At 38.2% G+C, this 21,478-nt stretch carries 23 protein-coding genes and 1 riboswitch; of the genes, 13 read left to right on the top strand and 10 right to left on the bottom strand.

Annotation, left to right across the window (positions count from 1 at the left end):
• The first annotated feature begins 40 nt into the window (after positions 1-40).
• The 3 genes from trhP to fbaB all read left to right on the top strand — a co-directional run bounded on the left by trhP (position 41) and on the right by fbaB (position 3,906).
• Positions 41-1,420 (top strand): prephenate-dependent tRNA uridine(34) hydroxylase TrhP, encoded by a 1,380-nt coding sequence (gene trhP / locus JI723_RS09145; RefSeq protein WP_272580057.1) that lies wholly within the window; start codon positions 41-43, stop codon positions 1,418-1,420.
• Positions 1,421-1,905: 485 nt separating this feature from the next.
• The gene (yegS, locus tag JI723_RS09140; protein WP_272580056.1) at positions 1,906-2,811 is read left to right on the top strand and encodes a lipid kinase YegS; all 906 of its coding nucleotides are present in this window, start codon (positions 1,906-1,908) and stop codon (positions 2,809-2,811) included.
• A 45-nt stretch (positions 2,812-2,856) separates the two neighbouring features.
• Positions 2,857-3,906: a class I fructose-bisphosphate aldolase gene (gene fbaB / locus JI723_RS09135; RefSeq protein ID WP_140182707.1), complete on the top strand. Its 1,050-nt coding sequence runs from the start codon at positions 2,857-2,859 to the stop codon at positions 3,904-3,906.
• 44 nt (positions 3,907-3,950) lie between these two features.
• On the opposite strand, the gene thiD is transcribed toward fbaB, so the two are convergent.
• Positions 3,951-4,748 (bottom strand): bifunctional hydroxymethylpyrimidine kinase/phosphomethylpyrimidine kinase, encoded by a 798-nt coding sequence (gene thiD / locus JI723_RS09130; RefSeq protein ID WP_272580055.1) that lies wholly within the window; start codon positions 4,746-4,748, stop codon positions 3,951-3,953.
• A 53-nt stretch (positions 4,749-4,801) separates the two neighbouring features.
• Positions 4,802-4,892, bottom strand: a riboswitch (TPP riboswitch).
• 275 nt (positions 4,893-5,167) lie between these two features.
• On the opposite strand from thiD, the gene pagP reads away from it, so the two are divergent.
• Positions 5,168-5,743, top strand: a complete 576-nt coding sequence (pagP, locus tag JI723_RS09125; RefSeq protein WP_070928401.1) for a lipid IV(A) palmitoyltransferase PagP — start codon at positions 5,168-5,170, stop codon at positions 5,741-5,743.
• Between the two features lie 68 nt (positions 5,744-5,811).
• On the opposite strand, the gene JI723_RS09120 is transcribed toward pagP, so the two are convergent.
• Together JI723_RS09120 and mgrB are read right to left on the bottom strand one after the other, a co-directional pair.
• Entirely contained in the window at positions 5,812-7,194 is a 1,383-nt protein-coding gene (locus JI723_RS09120) for an amino acid permease (protein WP_140182703.1), read from the bottom strand.
• A gap of 196 nt (positions 7,195-7,390) precedes the next feature.
• Positions 7,391-7,522, bottom strand: coding sequence for a PhoP/PhoQ regulatory lipoprotein MgrB (mgrB, locus tag JI723_RS19980; protein ID WP_306803344.1), 132 nt, complete (start codon positions 7,520-7,522; stop codon positions 7,391-7,393).
• Positions 7,523-8,107: 585 nt separating this feature from the next.
• On the opposite strand from mgrB, the gene JI723_RS09110 reads away from it, so the two are divergent.
• The 3 genes from JI723_RS09110 to brnQ all read left to right on the top strand — a co-directional run bounded on the left by JI723_RS09110 (position 8,108) and on the right by brnQ (position 10,964).
• On the top strand, positions 8,108-8,491 hold the full coding sequence (locus JI723_RS09110) for a helix-turn-helix domain-containing protein (RefSeq protein ID WP_070928406.1): 384 nt from the start codon (positions 8,108-8,110) through the stop codon (positions 8,489-8,491).
• Between the two features lie 112 nt (positions 8,492-8,603).
• Complete coding sequence (gene yidA, locus JI723_RS09105; RefSeq protein ID WP_070928408.1) at positions 8,604-9,419, top strand: sugar-phosphatase; 816 nt, start codon at positions 8,604-8,606, stop codon at positions 9,417-9,419.
• Between the two features lie 213 nt (positions 9,420-9,632).
• Entirely contained in the window at positions 9,633-10,964 is a 1,332-nt protein-coding gene (gene brnQ, locus JI723_RS09100; RefSeq protein WP_272580054.1) for a branched-chain amino acid transport system II carrier protein, read from the top strand.
• 6 nt (positions 10,965-10,970) lie between these two features.
• Here brnQ and yddG read toward each other — a convergent pair whose 3' ends face one another.
• Positions 10,971-11,885: an aromatic amino acid DMT transporter YddG gene (yddG, locus tag JI723_RS09095; RefSeq protein WP_272580053.1), complete on the bottom strand. Its 915-nt coding sequence runs from the start codon at positions 11,883-11,885 to the stop codon at positions 10,971-10,973.
• A gap of 218 nt (positions 11,886-12,103) precedes the next feature.
• The gene (locus JI723_RS09090) at positions 12,104-13,570 is read right to left on the bottom strand and encodes an alanine/glycine:cation symporter family protein (RefSeq protein ID WP_140182698.1); all 1,467 of its coding nucleotides are present in this window, start codon (positions 13,568-13,570) and stop codon (positions 12,104-12,106) included.
• Positions 13,571-14,213: 643 nt separating this feature from the next.
• Here JI723_RS09090 and JI723_RS09085 point away from each other — a divergent pair.
• Complete coding sequence (locus JI723_RS09085) at positions 14,214-14,450, top strand: DinI-like family protein (protein ID WP_070928414.1); 237 nt, start codon at positions 14,214-14,216, stop codon at positions 14,448-14,450.
• 412 nt (positions 14,451-14,862) lie between these two features.
• The gene (locus JI723_RS09080) at positions 14,863-15,237 is read left to right on the top strand and encodes a hypothetical protein (protein WP_070928416.1); all 375 of its coding nucleotides are present in this window, start codon (positions 14,863-14,865) and stop codon (positions 15,235-15,237) included.
• Between the two features lie 50 nt (positions 15,238-15,287).
• Here the strand turns inward: JI723_RS09080 and JI723_RS09075 are convergent, their stop codons facing one another.
• Complete coding sequence (locus tag JI723_RS09075; RefSeq protein WP_272580052.1) at positions 15,288-15,665, bottom strand: hypothetical protein; 378 nt, start codon at positions 15,663-15,665, stop codon at positions 15,288-15,290.
• A 444-nt stretch (positions 15,666-16,109) separates the two neighbouring features.
• Here JI723_RS09075 and JI723_RS09070 point away from each other — a divergent pair, with 444 nt between their 5' ends.
• The gene (locus JI723_RS09070; protein WP_070928420.1) at positions 16,110-16,472 is read left to right on the top strand and encodes a hypothetical protein; all 363 of its coding nucleotides are present in this window, start codon (positions 16,110-16,112) and stop codon (positions 16,470-16,472) included.
• Between the two features lie 51 nt (positions 16,473-16,523).
• On the opposite strand, the gene JI723_RS09065 is transcribed toward JI723_RS09070, so the two are convergent.
• Complete coding sequence (locus JI723_RS09065; RefSeq protein ID WP_337979932.1) at positions 16,524-17,027, bottom strand: DUF1543 domain-containing protein; 504 nt, start codon at positions 17,025-17,027, stop codon at positions 16,524-16,526.
• 260 nt (positions 17,028-17,287) lie between these two features.
• On the opposite strand from JI723_RS09065, the gene JI723_RS09060 reads away from it, so the two are divergent.
• Entirely contained in the window at positions 17,288-18,439 is a 1,152-nt protein-coding gene (locus tag JI723_RS09060) for a pyridoxal phosphate-dependent aminotransferase (RefSeq protein ID WP_070928425.1), read from the top strand.
• A gap of 91 nt (positions 18,440-18,530) precedes the next feature.
• Here the strand turns inward: JI723_RS09060 and JI723_RS09055 are convergent, their stop codons facing one another.
• Entirely contained in the window at positions 18,531-18,875 is a 345-nt protein-coding gene (locus JI723_RS09055) for a DMT family protein (RefSeq protein ID WP_070928479.1), read from the bottom strand.
• 150 nt (positions 18,876-19,025) lie between these two features.
• Here JI723_RS09055 and JI723_RS09050 point away from each other — a divergent pair, with 150 nt between their 5' ends.
• Positions 19,026-19,514, top strand: coding sequence for an N-acetyltransferase (locus JI723_RS09050; protein ID WP_272580050.1), 489 nt, complete (start codon positions 19,026-19,028; stop codon positions 19,512-19,514).
• 106 nt (positions 19,515-19,620) lie between these two features.
• Positions 19,621-20,403, top strand: coding sequence for a class I SAM-dependent methyltransferase (locus JI723_RS09045; protein WP_272580049.1), 783 nt, complete (start codon positions 19,621-19,623; stop codon positions 20,401-20,403).
• Positions 20,404-20,580: 177 nt separating this feature from the next.
• On the opposite strand, the gene JI723_RS09040 is transcribed toward JI723_RS09045, so the two are convergent.
• Both JI723_RS09040 and JI723_RS09035 read right to left on the bottom strand, forming a co-directional pair.
• Complete coding sequence (locus JI723_RS09040; RefSeq protein WP_319066484.1) at positions 20,581-21,006, bottom strand: hypothetical protein; 426 nt, start codon at positions 21,004-21,006, stop codon at positions 20,581-20,583.
• 126 nt (positions 21,007-21,132) lie between these two features.
• The gene (locus JI723_RS09035; RefSeq protein WP_272580048.1) at positions 21,133-21,471 is read right to left on the bottom strand and encodes a GlpM family protein; all 339 of its coding nucleotides are present in this window, start codon (positions 21,469-21,471) and stop codon (positions 21,133-21,135) included.
• Positions 21,472-21,478 lie beyond the last annotated feature (7 nt).

Genomic DNA, 21,478 nt, shown 5'->3' with positions numbered 1-21,478 from the left:
AAGAAGGAAGTACTGACTTGACATCAGACTGAGAACAAATATGTTTACTCCAGAATTATTATCACCAGCCGGTTCTTTAAAGAACATGCGTTATGCATTCGCATATGGCGCAGATGCCGTTTATGCAGGGCAACCGCGTTATAGCCTCCGTGTACGTAATAACGAATTCAACCATGAAAACCTAGCCAAAGGGATCCAAGAAGCCCATGATCTTGGCAAAAAATTCTATGTTGTCGTTAATATTGCGCCACACAATGCAAAGCTGAAAACCTTTATTCGTGATTTAACCCCTGTTATTGAAATGGGACCTGACGCACTGATTATGTCCGATCCGGGGCTGATCATGATGGTACGCGAAGCATTTCCTAAAATGGATATTCACTTATCGGTACAAGCAAACGCAGTTAACTGGGCATCGGTAAAATTCTGGAAACAGATGGGACTTACTCGGGTTATTTTATCTCGTGAGCTTTCTCTCGAAGAGATCGCTGAAATCCGTAAACAAGTTCCAGATATCGAACTCGAAGTGTTTGTCCACGGTGCGCTTTGCATGGCTTACTCAGGCCGCTGCTTACTGTCTGGTTACATCAATAAACGTGACCCTAACCAAGGCACTTGTACCAATGCTTGTCGTTGGGAATACAAAGTCGAAGAAGGTAAACAAGATGATGTGGGCAATATCGTTCATGTACATGAACCGATCCCTGTCAAAAATGTTGCACCAACCCTAGGTGAAGGCGCACCGACTGATAAAGTCTTTATGATTGAAGAAGCCAAGCGTCCGGGCGAATATATGACCGCCTTCGAAGACGAACATGGTACTTATATTATGAACTCTAAAGATTTACGTGCGATTGAACATGTAGAAAATCTGACTCAAATGGGAGTTCATTCATTAAAAATTGAAGGTCGTACTAAATCCTTTTATTACTGCGCACGCACTGCACAAGTATACCGCCGTGCAATTGATGACGCCGTCGCAGGTAAGCCGTTTGATCCGACATTACTGTCAACCTTAGAGGGCTTAGCACATCGTGGTTACACTGAAGGTTTTTTACGTCGTCATACTCACGATGCTTACCAAACCTATGAATATGGCTATTCTGTCTCTGAAACCCAGCAGTTCGTCGGTGAATTTACCGGTAAGCGTATTAATGGCCTTGCAGAAGTGGATGTTAAAAATAAATTTAGCCTAGGTGATAGCTTAGAATTGATGACTCCTGCGGGAAATATTGTCTTTACCCTTGATGCATTACAAAACCGTAAAGGCGAAGCTATTGACGTTGCGCCGGGTAATGGCCATATCGTTTATTTACCTGTGCCTGATGATGTTGATGTGAATTTTGGTTTGTTGATTCGTAATTTACCGGGTACAACTACCCGCTCTCCACACCAATCAGAAACGACAACTCATGCTTAATTAGCGATTAGTGCGCTAGTCACCGTTAATGCTAGAAATCATTAATTTAATTAATTGAATTTCTAGCATTTTTTATCTTTCACAATGAAATTATCCGCAACAAAAACCACTATAACAATTGATAATCATTCTCAAAAATCGCATTGAGCCGTTAAAATGTATTTAATATCCATTTTTATGCAATAGATCACAACAATTAGCTATTCAATATCGTATAGTCACTCTCGAAAATGAAGAACTAGAAAGTCATAAAGTAAGACTAGGAACCACCTCCTTGGCTGGCTCAATCTCCCTTGAGCTAGCCATTTCTTTTTTGCACTCCACAAAATATATCATCAACATAATCGCTCAATGTGACTATTTATTAATTCTTGATTGAGACTATACTTTTATATTCTAAATGAACTCGAAGTACAGCTAGAGGAAAAACGCTGTAATTTGAAGTATAACGAGTACAACCGTATTTTCTTCTTTCAAGGAATATCATGCCTACTCATAAACAACATAGCGCCCTCATTATTCTTAATAGTAAACAATCAGCCAATCCAGAACTCAAAAAAGCGGTTTACCAACTACGTGAAGAAGGCCATAACATTTTGGTACGCATTCCTTGGGAAGTCAGTGAGCTGCCAATGTACCTTAATGAAGCTGTCAACCAAGGAATAGAGACTATCATCGCCGGTGGTGGCGATGGCACAATAAATGCGGTAGCCAGTGCATTAATGCAGCTACCTGAAACACAGCGCCCCGCCATCGGTGTCCTTCCATTAGGCACTGCTAATGATTTTGCAAACAGTGCCAATATCCCAATGGATATACACGCCGCCTTGTCATTAGCAGTAAAAGGTAAATCATTTGCGATAGATATTGCTAGGGTTAACCATCAATCGTTTTTTATGAATATGGCAACAGGCGGCTTTGGGACACGTATCACGACAGAAACCCCTGAAGCATTAAAATCTGCTCTCGGCGGCGCAGCCTATGTCATTAACGGCTTACTACGACCTGATACACTCAAAACAGATACCTGTAAAATTGAAACAGAACACTTTAGCTGGGAAGGCGAAACCTTAGTCGTCGCAGTCGGTAATGGAAAACAAGCAGGTGGCGGGCAATTATTAACCCCTGATGCTCTGATCAACGATGGTCAATTGAATTTATTGGTTGTACCTGCTCGTGATGTGATCCCTGCCCTACTCACCAATTTGTTCTCCAGTGAGAAAAATCAGCATTTAATTGAAAAAACAAGTTGTTGGGTAAAAATTTCTTCACCGCATAAAATGGTGTTTAATTTAGATGGCGAGCCCCTTTCGGGTGAAACATTCACCTTTGAATTACTACCTGAAGCGATCCACTGCCGATTACCGCCTCAATGTGGCTTGTTATCTTAAATTTAATGATTAACATCCCTTAGACTTTGTTAAATGGAGGAAGTCATGACTGATATTGCCAAGCTGTTAGGTTCCGAAGCATCCACTCTTTTAGACCACCGTTGCCAAACCATTCCTCGTGAAAATATTTACTTGCCGGGTTCTGACTTTGTTGACCGTGTTATGATCGACAATAATCGTCCCAATAGTGTTCTTCGCTCAATGCAAACTCTGTTTAATCATGGGCGCTTAGCAGGTACAGGCTATCTTTCTATCCTTCCTGTAGACCAAGGCGTAGAGCATTCTGCGGCGGCATCATTTGCGGCAAACCCTCTCTATTTCGATCCAAAAAACATTGTTGAATTAGCGATTGAAGCAGGCTGTAACTGTGTTGCTTCGACTTATGGTGTACTGGCTTCCGTTTCACGCCGTTATGCACATAAAATTCCATTTTTAGTTAAGCTAAATCATAATGAAACGCTAAGCTACCCTGCTCAATATGATCAAACATTGTATGCCAGCGTCGAACAAGCCTTTGAAATGGGTGCCGTTGCCGTTGGAGCGACAATCTATTTCGGTTCAATTGAATCACGCCGCCAAATTGAAGAAATTTCTGCGGCATTTGAACGCGCACATGAACTCGGTATGGTAACCGTGTTATGGGCCTATTTACGTAATCCTGCATTTAAAAAAGACGGTGTGGACTATCATTCAAGTGCGGACTTAACTGGTCAAGCCAACCATATCGCAGCAACCATTGGTGCTGATATTGTAAAACAGAAAATGGCTGAAAATAACGGGGGTTATAAAGCCATTGGGTTTGGTCATACTGATGAACGCGTCTACACTAAACTGACCACAGATAACCCTATCGATCTCGTTCGCTATCAATTAGCAAATTGCTATATGGGGCGTGCTGGGTTGATTAACTCAGGTGGAGCCGCAGGACAAAATGATTTAAGTGAATCGGTACGTACCGCTGTTATCAATAAACGTGCAGGTGGTATGGGTCTGATCTTAGGTCGTAAAGCATTTAAAAAGTCGATGCAAGAAGGTGTGGCACTGATTAATGCCGTACAAGATGTTTACCTCAGCAAAGAAGTTACTATCGCTTAATTAATACTTAAAAGGCCCTCAAACACAAAGGGCCTTTTAATGACTTACCACCATGCATGAAAATGGTGCACAGGGCCAATACCTGAGCCGACTTCTAAACTATCCGCCTGTTCTAATGCTGCCTGTAAATAAGCTTTTGCTTCAGGTATAGTCGCTGACCAGTCAGTAAAACGAGGCCTTAATGCAGCAAGCGCTGCTGATAAGGTACATCCTGTCCCATGAGTGTGCCGCGTATTAACTCTTGGGGAGGTAAAACGCCATTCTCCATTAGGAGTAATTAGCCAATCAGGGCTCTGTGCGTCACTTAGATGCCCGCCTTTCATTAATACGGCCTTACACCCCATTTTAAGTAGCCGCTGACCTTGGTTTAACATTTCATTCTCTGTCTTAGCTACAGGCTCATCAAGTAAGGCCGCTGCTTCAGGTAAATTAGGTGTGATCAACGATACTAGTGGTAGTAACTCATGTCTCATTGCATCTACCGCATCTGGAAGTAATAGTGGATCACCACTTTTAGCAACCATAACGGTATCTAATACTACATGGGGAATACTATATTGCTTAAGGGCATCGACGACGACAGAAATCACTTCTTGATTAAATAGCATACCTATTTTTGCACTATCAATGCGGATGTCACTTAGCACTGATTCAAGTTGCGCAGCCACAAAACTACCGGGGAGTTTATGTACCGATTGCACACCGCGAGTATTTTGCGCAACCAATGCTGTCATAACACTGGTACCATAGGCACCGAGCGCAGAAAATGTTTTCAAATCGGCTTGGATCCCCGCACCACCAGATGGGTCGGTTCCTGCAATGGTTAACGCATTGATTCTCATGAAATGTCACTCCTAAAGCACAGAGTAAGGAGTGGTCATATTGGAAGGGTTATTATTGACGCTTCCGACTTCCCTACGCTGGCATTATCCAGATCAGGTAATACGGGTGCTTCTCAGTCTTTATCGACGCCCCGAGCCAAAACTACTTGATTAGTATCGCACTTTTTCTCATAACAAACTACTGCCGTTATCTCTTAATCGCCATAGCACAGCCAAAAAATGCAATATCTTGTATACAAATACCAATACAATTAAGACGAACACCACTATTAGATAAACTAAATTAGTGCTGTTATATCACATCTAGGTAATCTAAAATAATTAGTAAGCATAACGTTTTGTGAGAAATAATATTCATTCTCACTATTAATATTTCAACCTATAACATAAGACGTGCATTAACCTGAATCGGATTTACAATGAGAGTTAACAAAAAATTGCAGCTAGCTGTAGGAGCCTCCTTTTTGATTGCTTCTTCTGTCTGCGCCGCTTCATCAACCTCAACAGAACAGCCATCTGAGGGGCTATGGGATAAATTTACCCGAAATGTCAGTACCACATGGGATTCAGATCAATATGAGCTGTATCTCCCAGTATTAACCTGGCATAACCGCTTTACTTACGATAAAGAAAAAACTGATAGCTATAATGAAAATCCATGGGGCTTTGGGCTTGGTAAGTATCGCTACGATGAAGATAATGATTGGCATGCACTATACGCCATGGCATTTATGGACTCACATAATAAAGTGGAGCCAATTGTCGGCTATGGTTTCCAAAAGATGTGGGTACCCGGTGAATTAGATGGTTTTAGAATGGGTGCAGGTTTCACATTAAGTGTTACCGCAAGGGATGATTATTATTATATTCCGATCCCAGTACCGCTACCGCTGGTTTCTGTCGAGTATGACAAGCTATCGTTGCAGGCAACCTATATACCAGGAACTTATAATAACGGTAACGTGTTATTTGCATGGCTGCGTTGGCAGTGGTAACTGCTTAACTTTATTTGCTAAATAAAAATGGCCGATGACGATTATCGCATCGGCCGTTTTATTGATTGTTACTGTGTTAATTGCGTTTTCTTATCCGCATTTTCTTGTTTTTTCGCACCTGAAAACTGATAGCCAACCCACAGAACAGCAATCCATACTGGCATAATTAGCACAGATATTCTTAAACCATCCATCATTAAGATAATAATTAATATCAACGCTAAAAACGCTAAACATAAGTAGTTGCCGAATGGATACCAGATACTTTTAAATTTAGTTTCAATCCCTTGTCTGTTCATCTCTGCTCTAAATTTTAAGTTAGAGATACAGATCATGATCCAGTTAAGCACCAACGTGGTCACAACCAATGTCATCAGTAACTCAAATGCTTTACCTTCCATGATAAAGTTAATCAAAATACCGCCAGATGTTGCGATCCCTGACACAATTAATGCCATGACCGGTACGCCACCTTTGTTGATTTTGGCAAGAAATTTCGGGGCATTTTGTTGTTGAGCTAAACCGAATAACATACGGCTAGTACAGTATGCAGCACTGTTATAGACAGAAAGCGCGGCAATCAAAATAATGACGTTTAACGCATTCGCCACTAACATGTCACCTAATTCATGGAAAATCAGGACAAATGGACTCGTTTTGCCATCTAAGTTAACCCATGGATAAAGTGCCAACAGTACGGTCAATGAGCCAATGTAGAAAATAAGGATACGATAAACAACTTGGTTGATCGCTTTTGGGATGCTTTTTTCAGGCTCTTCTGCTTCTGCTGCGGTGATCCCAACCAATTCTAATCCACCAAAAGAGAACATAATAATCGCCAATGCCATTAAGAGCCCAATAAAATCATTGGCAAAAAAGCCACCATGCTCCCATAAATTGGTGATACTCGCTTGTGGTCCACCTTTGCCACTAAACAGCAAATAACAGCCAAATATAATCATGGCAATAACCGCGATCACTTTGATGAGAGCAAACCAAAATTCTGTTTCACCATAAGAGCGAACGTTGACTAAGTTAACTGCATTAACCGCAATAAAAAATACCGCAGCGGAAACCCAAATAGGCAATTCAGGCCACCAGCGGCGCATATATTCACCTGCGGCGGTGAGTTCGGTCATTCCAACAAGAATGAACATAAACCAATAGTTCCAACCTGATAGAAAACCAGCGAAACCACCCCAGTACTTAAATGCAAAATGACTAAATGAACCGGCAACAGGCTCTTGAACAATCATTTCACCCAGCTGACGCATAATTAAAAAGGCAATAAACCCACATAATGCATACCCTAACAATACCGAAGGGCCTGCCATCTTTATAGTTGTTGCGATACCGAGAAACAGCCCTGTACCAACTGCTCCTCCTAAAGCAATCAACTGGATATGCCTATTCTTTAACCCACGCTTTAGCGTCTGCTGCTCTTGCGCCATAACTTTACCCTTATCATCCTATTACTTGCTTGTTATCTCTATTTATTGAGTTAAGCATACAAGTTTATTTGAATTTTGTTATTAACAACACCACTTAAAGATGTTCCCTGCTGGATCAGCAAACCTATCTGATTAAAAGTTGATAGTTTGTGATAAAAAACAGAAGTAGCACAGTATGGCGTATTAGAGGGTAAAATCAAAACGGTAATAAGTCAGTTATTTGACATATTCCAAATATAAAGTTTTCACCACCTTGATCACACAACCTATCCATCGCTAATAGATATAAAAAAACACAAGCTATCACAGCAAAAATAGCGATGACCAATTTGTATTTCAACCAATTTCTCCTTCAATACAAAAAATATTTATATATATTTTTCAAACAATTACACAGCATCCAAAGATAAAGAACATCATCCTAGTAACTAATGTATAACTTTTTAATATTTAATTTTACAGTAACCATTATTTGGAAATTTGAGGAAAATACGTGATTCATAGCAATTTTTGTATTTATGCTCACTTTTCACACTAATTAATAAAAAAACTGCCTAACTGGCTTTTTTTTCATCGATTTACAGCTAATACCGCACAACCAGCCTTTGTCATGTTCAAACGAAGTTGTGTATACTTCAGCTACTCCATTTTAATACATAAGCTGTTAACGCTGATTTTCTCAGCATATTACGATTATGTTTTTCTAATTGGGGTCTGAGTTACTACAGGCTCATGGTGAGTTTCCCAGTTCCAGTAGTACGCTCATGTTTTGGGTTCGGATAGCAGATGTTTTACTACTGTTCTTAGTAGCAAAATTGAGGAATAATGCTTTAACTCATCGAGTTAACTAAAATATTGCTGTTTTGAACAAAATTTCACATGCACAAGTCAACAACTTCAGTAATTAATTGAGATGCCACAAGATAATCATTTAGCACTTGTCTATGCTCTAAGTAAATGGATTGAGGAACACTTAGGTCGAGTTATCCATTTAGAAGAACTTGCTGCCTATTCAGGCTATTCGTTATGGCATATGCAAAAAATTTTTAAAGAAGTGACTGGAATTTCGTTGGGTAAATACATCCGTCAACGTCGTCTTGCGGGCGCGGTTAACCTGCTTAGAAACAGCGAACAATCCATTTTTGATATCGCGCTGGACTTTGGGTTTGGTTCCCAATCACATTTCACCTATATGTTCCGAAAAGAATATGGGATAACCCCGTTCGATTTTCGGCAAAATGGGGATATTGATTTAGACGTCAAAGAACCTTTGCATTTGAGCCATACTCATGATTAAAGTTATCTACTTGAATTATCTAGCTAAGTAATACTTTTCATATTTAGATAATTTACATTTAATGTAAATGGAGTAAGGTACTTCAGTAAAACATCATTAACCGGAGGCGTTGATGTCAATTAAACTGGTAGCAATTGATTTAGATGGTACTCTACTCAACTCTCAGCACCAAATCACCCCAGCAGTCAAAGATGCGGTTATACAAGCCAAAAGCAACGGTATTCACGTAGTACTTGCTTCAGGTAGACCATTTTCAGGGATCTTTCCCTATCTCCAGCAACTTGGCCTCGACAATGCATCAGATTATTGCATTAGCAATAACGGTAGTGTCATTCACCAAGCCAATGATGGAACACATTTAGTTGAAAATCTGTTAGATTTTGCTGACTACCAATATTTCGAATCTTTGGCAAACGAAGTTGGTGTGCATATGCATGTGCTCGCACAAAATACGATGTTTACTGCAAACCGCCATATCAGCCATTACACTGTGCATGATGCTTATCTAACCAATACCCCTCTGGTCTATTGCCCTGCAAATGAAATGGATCCTAGCCTAAAGTTCACTAAGTTTATGATGATTGACCAGCCAGAAAAGCTCAGTGTTGGTATCAGTTATATTCCTGAAGATACTTTTGAAAGCTATTCATTGATGAAAACCAGCCCTTATTTTCTAGAGATCTCCAGTAAAACAGCAAGCAAAGGCGCTGCTTTACAAGTGATTTGTGAAAAGTTAGCCATCACACCGGACAAAGTCATGAGTATTGGCGATCAAAATAATGATTTACAAATGCTTCAGTATGCCAAGATCCCTGTCGCGATGGGCAATGCAATTGATAATGTCCGCAATATTGCAAAATTTGTCACAGCAACGAACAATGAAGATGGTGTAGCCGTCGCATTAAATAAATTTATAAACCAACAATAATACCATAGGCAGTGTCACTCACTGCCATTTAATAAGATATTGAAATAAATCGCTAATCACTAGCACTAAGCCCCCCTATTTATCTACCTCCTAAAGTCAAATGACTGATCGAAGTCTGACGCTCCCCTCTAAATTTGATACTATCTGCGCCTTTAAAAATACTGTAATAAAAAAATATTCATTGCAAAACAAACATTACAAGCAGGTAGTAACATGTTTTCGACTAAAGATATGATAATTCTTGGGATGATGGTCTTTGCACTCTTTCTTGGTGCAGGTAATATCATTTTCCCTCCTATGGCTGGCTACCAATCAGGAACAGATTGGTTTAGCACATCACTCGGTTTTATTATTACTGGCGTTATTCTGCCTTTTATTACACTAGTGACTGTTGCTGTAAAAGGCCGTGGGGAAAGGCTTTCCGTTGATCTACCTAAATGGGTTGCTGTTATTTTTTGGGTCGCGCTATATTTGATTGTCGGTTCAACATTTGCCATGCCTAGGGTCACCAACACCGCATTTGAAATGGGATTCATTCCTTTAGGTTTTGTGGAAAAAAATATAGCCTCTCATTTAACGTTTGCATTAATTTTTAATATTTGCTCGCTATTTTTCATGCTCAAACAAGGCACCATGATCAGTGCCATCGGTAAATTTATGACACCTGCACTGCTAGTCTTATTAGTTGTTGTTGGTGTCGCTGTAGTGGTTGAGCCTCTGTCTGCGATTAATGCACCAGTGAAACAATATGCAGATTATGCCTTCTTCGGTGGAGTCATTGATGGTTATCAAACCATGGATGTTTTATCCGCCATGGCATTTGGCGGGATTGTCGCTAGAGCTTTAGCCTCTAAAAATATTACTCAGCCTCGCACAGTTGCATTTATTACCATAAAAGCTGGTTTAATTTCAGTTAGTCTATTGGCAGCGCTCTATATTTGCTTATTCTATCTTGGCGCAACAAGTGATCTCGTCGCCAATACGGCAACCAATGGCGGACAAATTTTCTCACGTTATGTTGATGCACTATTTGGTTCTGTGGGAACGTGGATCATGTGTGGGATTGTGTTGTTAGCCAGTATGACAACGTTAGTCGGTGTGACCAGTGCTTGTGCCGATTACTTTGCAACATTCCATCATCGCTTAGGTTATCGTTTTTGGGTTATATTTTTCACGCTGCTAACCACGATTGTTTCGACCTTCGGGCTAGACACCCTATTACGCGTCACCATCCCAGCGCTCCTGATGATATATCCTTCATCTGTTACAATCGTATTCCTCCAATTTGCTCGTCGCTATATGGCTGCTCCGCGGATTTCTTACGGTATCACGATCGCCGTCATTGTTTTTATGAGTCTATTGGATACGTTAAACTATTTGAAATTACTCAGTGATAATATGAAGAATTTCCTTCTTACTCATCTCCCTCTCTTTGAGCAAGGTATGGGCTGGTTAATACCGGGTATTATTGCTTGTATCATCTCACTGTTAATTGGAAAAATGTGCTCAGGTAAAACAGCGCAATTGAACAATGAAACAGTATAAATAACCTTAATGGCGCTCTTTACTGGTATTGAGCGCCACACGCCTCGTCGCTAGAAAGCAAATAATTGATCCTAACGTTACCATTAACACACCTTGCCAAAAACCAAGTGTTAGCGCGGTACTCAAGAGTATTGAAGAAAATGCCGTTGAAATCACGGGGGTAAAATAGGATAAGGTACCTAAAAATGCCACATTTCCTCTGATCACTGCCAGTGTCCATAACGCATTAGCCCCACCTGTTGCCAACGCAGCAACCAACAATAAACCGACACTCGCAAATGAAAAATCAAAAGATTTTGCGGGTTGCAAAGCAAACAAAAGCCACAAGCCTATTGATGTGACGATAAAAAATAGCACCATGCCATTATGGCCGCCAGAGATACGTTTGGTGACATTACTGTAAAATGCCCAAAAAATGGCACCCACAAAAGCCAATAAATAGCTTAAAGGGTTTCTTTTGATATTCGTTAAGATGGCCTCTACTGAAATGGGTTTATCGCCTGAAATAACCCAAACCAAGCCGACAAAAGCCAACGCTAAACCAACACCAAGCAGCCAAGTAAATTTTTGTCGATTAAAGAATACGGCTAGTGCAATAGTAAAACTTGGCCATAGATAATTTACCATACCCAATTCTATTGCTTGCTGACGGTCATCCGCTAACCCTAACGCTAATACAAAACAGATTTCATAACTGACAAATAAGAGTGTTCCCCAAAAAAGATAACGTTTAGGGTAAATATGGATTTTAGGTAATCCCATAAATAGAATTAGGATAATGGTACCAAAACTATAGATAAGCGCAGCACCACCAACAGCACCAAAGCTTTCGCTTGCACTACGAATTAAACCGACAATAGTGCTCCACAATAATATTGAGATCACACCGTAAAATGTTGCTGTATGCTCACCTAATTTCATTTTTTACTCAGTTTCAAGGTTATCTCACCATTTATTGATAAAAACCTTAAAGCTCAAACTGTTAGAAAGCAAGTATTATTAATAGTGTTTATAGAATGACAATTTTATTAGGGAAGATCTTAGTAAAAAGGCCACCTCATTTGGTGACCTCAAATTGTTGATGATGTGGGATAAAAACGTATTTTCCCTGCTACGTATTATCAGCCGAAAATCAATTTTTATGATTCTTGAATCGCTTTTTTAGATACCCATTGCTTGAGTTGCTCTTTTTCCCAAATTCCTTCTTCTACTTGGATCTTCAATTCAGGATGCTGCTCAATATCAAAGGTCGGTATTTTTCCTGCTTTTCGTTGCAAGTTATAGTCTTTAGCCAATTTAAACGCGATACCAGAGAGTAATAGGATCGCAATGAGGTTGGTAATTGCCATTAGCCCCATCGATAAATCAGCCATCTTCCAGATTAATGGCATTTCAGCTAATGCCCCAAACATCACCATTCCGAGAGCTGCTAAACGCAAGAGAAATAAGCTTGTAGTATGATTATTTTCAAGAAAGATCATATTACTTTCAGCATAGGCATAATTAGCAATGATCGAAGTGAAGGCAAAAAAGAATATCGCCACAGCAACAAATGTTGCCCCCCACCCACCAACAACTGATGACAAAGCCAGTTGAGTTAGCTCAATGCCATTCACTTTTTCCGTTGGGTTATCCAACACACCAGAAGAGAGTATAATGATTGCAGTAGCGCTACAAATGACAATAGTATCCATAAAAACACCCAACATTTGTACATAGCCTTGTGAGGCCGGATGCGGTGGATAAGGTGCAGCTGAAGCGGCAGCATTTGGTGCAGATCCCATCCCCGCTTCGTTAGAAAATAAGCCCCGCTGGATCCCCTGCGTCATCGCTTGTCCGATGCCATAACCAATAGCGCCACCAGCAGCCTCTTGCAACCCAAATGCATTACGAATGATCAGTGTAAAAATCTCAGGCAAACGTTCGACATGATGCCCGACAACCCAAAACGCCAATATTAAATAAGCTAGCGCCATAACTGGTACAACTAATTCAGCAACCTTTGCAATTGATTTTAATCCGCCGAAAATAACAATACCGCTCATGATCACAAGAGCAATACCCACATAGAGAGGATTAAAATCAAATGCTACAGCAGTAGCCTGTGCGATTGAGTTTGCCTGCACCGCATTGAATACTAAGCCAAATGCAATAATAAGGAATATCGAAAACAAAACCCCCATCCAACGCAGATTTAGTCCTTTTTGCATATAATAGGCGGGCCCACCACGATAATTACCTTGGTCGTCTTTCGTTTTATAAAGTTGCGCTAGTGTTGATTCAACAAAGGAAGTTGCCATACCGAGTAAAGCAACAACCCACATCCAAAAAATTGCCCCTGGTCCACCAGCGGTAATCGCAATAGCGACCCCCGTTAGGTTTCCGGTTCCCACTCTTGCCGCTAAGCTAGTACATAAAGCTTGGAAGGAAGAGATACCTGCTTTATTTGTTTGATTACTATTTTTTAAGATACCAAACATATGACTAAAATGACGGATTTGAATAAAACCTGTACGAAAAGTAAAATAGATGCCTGCACCAAGTAACAAGTAAATGAGTAGTGAGCCCCAGACTACATTGTTTAGATAGTTGATAAATTCGACCAAACTGTTCCCCTTATTTTATAATATACAAATAAAGATCATTGTTTCACCAATGATAGTTTTCACTATGTTTCGCCTGAAATAACACAGGGATGATTATAGAAACTCATCTTTTATAGGAAGCGTAATTAAATACAAAACAAAGAATCTTAAAACTATATTTTTTTATCTTTTATGTAAAACATTTTTTTAGTTTTAGATAATTACTATCAATTTTTTTATTAAAAAAACTAATATGCTCTCATAATTGGGATAAAAAATAACCATTAATATTAATGGATTATATATTTATCATCTAAGAAGACAAATTATTAATCACTTGATTACATTAAAATGTTGTAAGTAGAATTTGATATTCATACACGAGATTAATTTCTATATGATACCTAAAGTAAATAGCGTTACTTTCATTATTAAGCTTAAGCACTCTACTAATAAAATTGATAGACTAGCGGCTTACATATTTTAAATGTATTAACTGATAAATTAACATTACTCACTTATACATTTTTACTGTGTTTAAAACATACAAATCGATTATTTTTTCACCTCATCAAAAAATGACTATTGAAAAATAAGCATTGCTTCTATTTATACATCACAATAAACTTTACAACTAAATTGTGATCCTACTGAAGGTTAAAAAATGAAAATCACCATTAAAATCTCTGATGATACTGTATCCCAAAAATCCTATGATGCATTCACTGCTGAGCTAAGAGCAAGAGTCCTAGAAGTATACCCTGGTAGCGATTTATATATTATTCATGATTCAGGTGCCACCACATTTGAAACCAGTGGATTTCATGACGACAAAGAAGCACATGTCGTGTTGCATGAGCTGGTTGAAGATGTTTTAAAACATGGTCACTGGTCAAAATAATCCACACTAGCCACCCATGAAAATGTATCAACAATCATCTTATTGATTGAAAGATAACAAACTTATCTAATATGTGATCGGTTATTAATCAAATACTGGTCACATTTTATCTCTTTTATCTTGCCAATTTTTGACTGACCTTATTTCTGATCAAGATCAGCCTTAGCATAATTAATTAGCATTTTGCTGCCAAAACAGCTTTACCTTCCACCGTTATATGATAAATTATATAACGTAATTTTCATTTACATTGCTTTGCTATTTATGGCAGCCAGTATTTTTACTGGCTCTTTTTTGTTTCAAAATGCGAAATATGGCTTAAAACCTCATCTTTTCAGGCAATTCTGCTATAGTCTCACTTCAATACACGATAAAGTTAATACTCATTTAGTGTAAAACTAGAGGTACTGTCATGAAACGTCTTTTACTTGCTGTATGCTTTGCACCTGTTATCGCAATGGGTGCTAATGAACCACTAAACATTAGCCAAACTGCTATTGATTATTGTGATATCACTGGAAAAGCACTGAATGATGCTTATGATTCAGATAAAAGCAGCAATGAATTAACATCCAGCGCTCTAAGCCAACTGAAGAGCAAACAAGTTGATCTCGCGAAATTAGAGATAAATGAAGCTGATTTGCAAAAGAATTTAGATGTTGCCATCAAAGCAGTTCGTGATAGCAAAGGTAAATTTAAAAACCACGATGAATTTACCAAATCGCTAAATGATTCAATCTCAGCCTGTAAGATCCAAACTGAGCTATTATTGAATAAAACAAAATAGCGCGACTTTAACAAATGATGCCCAGACTAATGGCTGGGCAGCATAATGCATTATGATTTTTCTTCTTGGCATATTTTGATGATTGATGCCTCGATTTCTGGTGTATCGCTCAATAATAATTGATTATGACCTGAGAACTTACCATCACGTACATCAACGCTAGCAACAAAAGGCAAAATCGTGCCAGACTCCCCTACTTGGTAAGAGCCGCACACACGAACCCCCTCCCCATCTTTATACTGATTACGTTTGACCACGGCGACATTTTTGAAAAAGATTTTCTGTTGCGATGATGACAATTTTTGCTCAACAAGCTGCTGAGCCATTTTTTGGATATCAGTATCATTGATAGTGATTGTGTATTGGTATGCAAAACCTGCTGCCACAATCAATAAAATAATCAATAACTTAGTCTTTACACGTTTCAAGTCATAATCCTTATCTGTGCGTTTAGCTACTAAGTGTAATTATAACGGTATTTTTTAAAATTAAGTGAACAAAATGAGTCAAATGTTTCCCTCAAAGCACCCTATCATAATGACAGCTATAGTTTTTTCGATATTATTTTATTTACATAGGTATCTAATAACCAAATTAAATCAGATATTATTTAATAAATAAAAATGCATTAATTAATGTATGATATTTTAATCAAAATGAATTAAATATTAACAATAAAGCACATTAACACTTAAATAAATCTTAAAATTAACTTTAATTCAAAATTTGAAACAAATATTTTTCATTGTGATGAAATAGTGAGTACTTCATGGCTAAATCATGTTTTATTCTTTTATTTGAGTAAATAGAATTGAAATAATAAATAAAACAGCCACAATAATAATTAGTAGATAGTCAATAGGAGAATAATTATGAAATATCTAAAGCCTCTATTTATTGCGGCAAGTGTTTTCGCTGTGAGTTTTTCTTCTTTCGCATATCATGGTAACAACAATTGTGATGGAACTTGGCATCGAGGAGGTTACCAAAACAATGCCCAGTCCTATGATAATCGACCTTGTAATGACAGCCGCCATTATAATGCTTCAGGTCGCCACTACGGTATGCATAATGGCGCTATGCAATATTCAACTTCTTTGCAAACAGCCCAGCCAGATGAAGCACTGAAAAAAATCGCACTTGATGCACCAAAAGCTGAAAGTGGTAAACAGTATGTTGTCCACGTTTCGGTTGTTGAAATAACGGGTAATAATACTCTACCTCAAAATCAATAACTCATTCAGGGCAGCCAACCTGCCCTATTTTATGATTAGCTACGTGCTATTTTAAAAACCTATCGGTTGGTAACCCTGCCACTCCGGTTTAAAATGCTCGCCATTTGGCTGTTCTATTAAATGAATATAATAATCACTAACTTGATGTAGTAACACACAATCATCAACATCTTTTAAATTATCTTTATGCTGCTGCTGGCTATCAACCAATAATGTATCGTTCGCTTTTTGTTTTGCTTCTGCTGGCGTATTTGCAACAAATAAATCGAATTCATGCAATTCAGCTAACTTTGAAGGTTTATAGCCTCCAACATTCACAAAATATAATTTTTGCTGATGAGCTGCAGGCTCTTTGCTTAATTCAATTCGATACCCATCTACCCAATTGATGATTGCATAACCATCGATATGAATTTTATCTTTATCTCCAAACCAAGCTTCTCGCAATGCAGGCCATGCATCTGTTGGCTGATGTACCACCACAAATTGGATATCATGTACTTCAATATTGGATTTGCCAGCATTACCACCCACATAAAACATATATAACTTCATTTGTTTTTTCCAATTTATTATTTAATTTCGATATATAATTTATTATATAACCATGTGAATTAAAAGCACAATCTATGCACTGTTTTAGTCACATCTGTAATGAAATTTTTATCTTGTAGTTCAATGCAATAGATAAAAATTTAGCTTTATTTTCCTTTTAAAAATATCAAAAAAATCATTAAATGAATATAAATTCACTTTTAATAAATAAATATTTACATTATTATCATTTTTAATCTACTTAGCTCTCAGGGAAAACTATGGATCGTCGTACATTTATAAAAACAAGCTCAATGATTATGAGTGGCCTAGCTGCAAGCAATTTACTTAATCAAGCCATCGCAGAAACAAAAACAGCGATGATTATTGATGAAAAACACCCGTTACTACTCAACTTTAATGAAAATTCACTCGGTATGTCCCCCAAAGCACGGCAAGCCGTTATTGCTGCATTGCCGAGTTCCTTTCGCTACCCAGATAGTGCACGTGCTGAACTCATCAACCATATCGGTGACCACTATAACTTGACAGAACAACATGTTACTTTAGGAAATGGTTCTTCAGAAACCATTCAAGCTGCTATTGCTATGTTGGCTGCACAAGCTCGCAAACAAAATCAAAATATTCAATTAGTCACACCAGATCCCACTTTTAACTACGCTGAGCTCTACTCAATTCCTCTAAATATCAAGATCAGCAAAGTCCCTTTAAAAGAGGATTTTTCTTTCGATTTACACAAGATGGAACAGTTGGCTGACCAATTCGATGGACTATCCATCATTTATATTTGTAACCCTAATAACCCAACAGCAATGATCACCCCTTCCAGTAAGCTCAATCAATGGATGACAAAGGCGTCTGATAAACAATTTTTTATTGTTGATGAAGCCTACGCTGAGTTTGTCGAAGACCCTCAATTCACCAGTGCAATAGAACAAGTAAAACAAGGGCAAAAGAACCTTCTTGTTACTCGCACTTTCTCAAAAATTTTTGCATTAGCTGGCTTACGTGTTGGTTACGGTATTGGAGCTCCGGAAGTCGTAGCTGCAATTGATCAGTTTCTTCCTTTAGATAATACCAATACCGCAGGAGCGGTTGCAGCTCTGGCCTCATTACAAGATAAGCCTTTCATTGCATATAGCTTGAAATCAAATAATGTTTCAAGAAATATCGTGAAATCTGCGCTCAATGAGTTAAATATTGCTTATGCACCATCACAGGCGAATTTCATCTTCCATAAGGTGAAAGGTGACGTGAAAACCTACCAAAAAAGAATGGCAGAAGCGCATATTATGGTTGGAAGAGAATTCCCTCCTGCATTGGGTTGGAGCCGTCTTACATTAGGAACACCTGAAGAAATGGAACAATTTGTTGTGGTATTAAAGCGTTTCCGTGAGAAGGGTTGGATCTAAAAATAACTATCTCCCCTTGTGGCTTTGCACAAGGGGTCAACTTGTATCCCCTCTAGAATAGAGGGTATCGCAAATCATAAAAAGTAAAATATCAAAAAGGCCCTTTAAAAATAAAAAATGCACCAGCAAAAATCAAAATAAAGCCAATAATATGATTAATAGTTATACTTTCCCCTAAATAGAGCACAGAAAATATGACAAATACGCAAAGCGTGATAACTTCTTGCATCGTTTTCAATTCTGCGGCGCTATAGTATTGATGACCAAGGCGATTAGCGGGAACAGCAAAGCAGTACTCAACGAAAGCAATTAACCAACTAAAGAAGATAACACTGTACAACGGTTTATCTGTAAATTTTAAATGGCCGTACCACGCAAACATCATAAAAACATTCGAAATAACTAACAGTATAATAGGATAAGATTTAGCAAGCATTTTGATATACATAGTGGTCAATCGTTTCGCTATTATGGCGATAAAAAAAGTAAAATTCACCACAATTCACGCTTTCTTTTCTTGATAAAATCTTGCTTTAGTTTTATCTCTCTCAGGCTTGGCGAATATTATCGTATCTAGGGAGGTTACATGACGTTTCAGTATCGTTTAATGAAAATGACCGATTGTGAAGAAGTCACACATCTACTACAGCGCAATGCACAATCACAAGGCGGGGGATTATTAGGTGAATTTCCACTAAATAAAGTTGAAAGTATGTTTGCTAATTCGTTGCGCGTTATTATCGCTTATGAACGCAACCATATTGTTGGTGTTGTTTTCAGCTTTGATGTAAAAAGTAGCGCTCTTCCCCCGTTAGCACAATATATTACTCAGCAATTTAAAACGGAAATAAATAATAGCTGGTTTTATGGGCCCGTTTGTATCGATGCGGCCTATCGAGGAAAAAACATGCTTAAACCGCTATATGATGCAATTTGCGCTCAGCAAACGGGTAGTCCAGTTGCTTTTATTAACATAGATAATATCCGCTCTCTAAAAGCACATCAAAAATTAGGTATGCAAGAAATCGCTGAGTTTAGCTTTGCTGGCACCGGTTATTACTTAGTAAAAGGATAGTATTGTAATTTACCCTACGCCATATGTACCAGATAGTACATTTTTCTTTTATTTTATTGTCTATTGAGTTACATTAAATAAATAATGTATTAATGAGTACTAATTTATGACGGATTTTTTAACTGCAAATCAAAAAGCATGGGATAAGCAAGCTCAACAGCAGCAAGCTTGGTCAATTCCTGTTGATGCTGACACTATTACAAAAGCCAAACAAGGTGAATGGCAAATACACCTAACCCCTTCTCCATTAGATAAACAATGGTTGGGGGATGTTAAAGGGAAAAAAATCTTATGCCTTGCCTCAGCGGGTGGACAACAAGCCCCTATATTGGCAGCTGCGGGGGCAGATGTAACTGTTTTTGACCTTTCAGAGCAACAATTGGCACAAGATCAACAAGTTGCTATTCGTGATAACCTAAGATTGGAAACCATACAGGGGGATATGCGTGATCTGCATATATTCGCAGACACTAGCTTTGACCTGATTTTCCATCCAATTTCAAACCTTTATATACCCGATGTCACCCCTGTATGGCGTGAATGTTATCGAATATTGAAAAAAAATGGCAGACTACTTTCGAGTTTTTTCAACCCCATTGTTTTTGTTGGTGACAGAGACCCAAAATTCAGTGAACAAGGTTTAATCAAACCAGCCTACAAAATGCCTTTTTCTGAATTAGAAAATCTCACTGAACAACAAATTATGCTGAAGCATCAAAATCAAGAAGCGTTTGTTTTTGGTCATTCACTCACAGATTTAATTGGTGGACAAATAAATGTAGGCTTTAATATCGCAGGTTTCCTTGAAGACTGGCAACCTAACCCACGTTTTATTATCGATAACTACTTACCGACTTTTTTAGCTACATTAGCCATTAAGGTCGCATAAATAATAAATTAAGGTGAATTATATTTAAAACTCTACACTAAATAATTCGAGTGGCAGATAGGCAACGAATGAAGAGAGTCGCGGTGAGCATAGATAAATTATATGACTCGGCAAGCTGTATGTCGTCAACACCTGTGCAGTTCGAAGTATGATGAGTACAATCTTAACTTTTTAAATTTATTCTTGGCAATATCGAGACCAAACAACCTCAAATTGCTCCACTGGAATAATATCATCAACCTCTTCGACAAAAGGAATTGATACCATGGTTTTACCCACTGAACTCTTATGATATCTCACAATAAAACGTTTAAAACCATAGGGGAGTTCATTTTTAAAACCATAAACCTCACCACAGTAATATCCCGTTTCTTCGCCATTATCCGATTGACTTAATACATGGTAATTAACATTCCGATACTCTGCTGCGGTTGGGTAAGCAAGAAAATCCTCAACTGAGTTCTCTATTTTCTTTTTAGTATCTATCTCTGATACTTTAGCCATATTTGTCATTATGCCAGCAATATAGGCACCACCAACAATAAGTAACAGCACAAGGCTTCTTAGTAGCATATTTCCCACGGTAATATTGATAAAATCCACACTAACACATTATAGTTAAATTGTAACAAAATGCGACAAGAAAAATAGTCATTTACTGATATGCCATACAGAGATTGGTTAACGATTTATTTTCGTCCCAATTACGTCATTATAAAATAACTAAACCTATTGATATAATTGCCAAAAGTAGATCAGTATTGCCGCTGCTAAAACCCAATTCACAGTAGCAATACTTAAACACAACCATGCCGATACTTTGGTTGCCAGAAAATATACGGTAATTAAATACAACAGATAAGGAATTAATGACCACAGACCAAATAATGCGGTTTTACGTAATGCTAAAGCACCTTGTTCTTGAATAACAATCACATGAGCAATCAACGCAAATGTTGGGAATAAAGGGATCAGACCGGCAATATAAAAAAGCTTACTCTTTGATAAGATAGCAATCACCAAAACGGCCACAGCACCTAACAAACACTTTAAAAAGAGAGTAATCATAGTTGTC

It is taken from the genome of Providencia manganoxydans (assembly GCF_016618195.1).
GTDB classification, from domain to species: domain Bacteria; phylum Pseudomonadota; class Gammaproteobacteria; order Enterobacterales; family Enterobacteriaceae; genus Providencia; species Providencia manganoxydans.
Note: the sequence above shows the minus strand (reverse complement) of the source record. Positions and strands in the feature narration are given on the sequence as shown.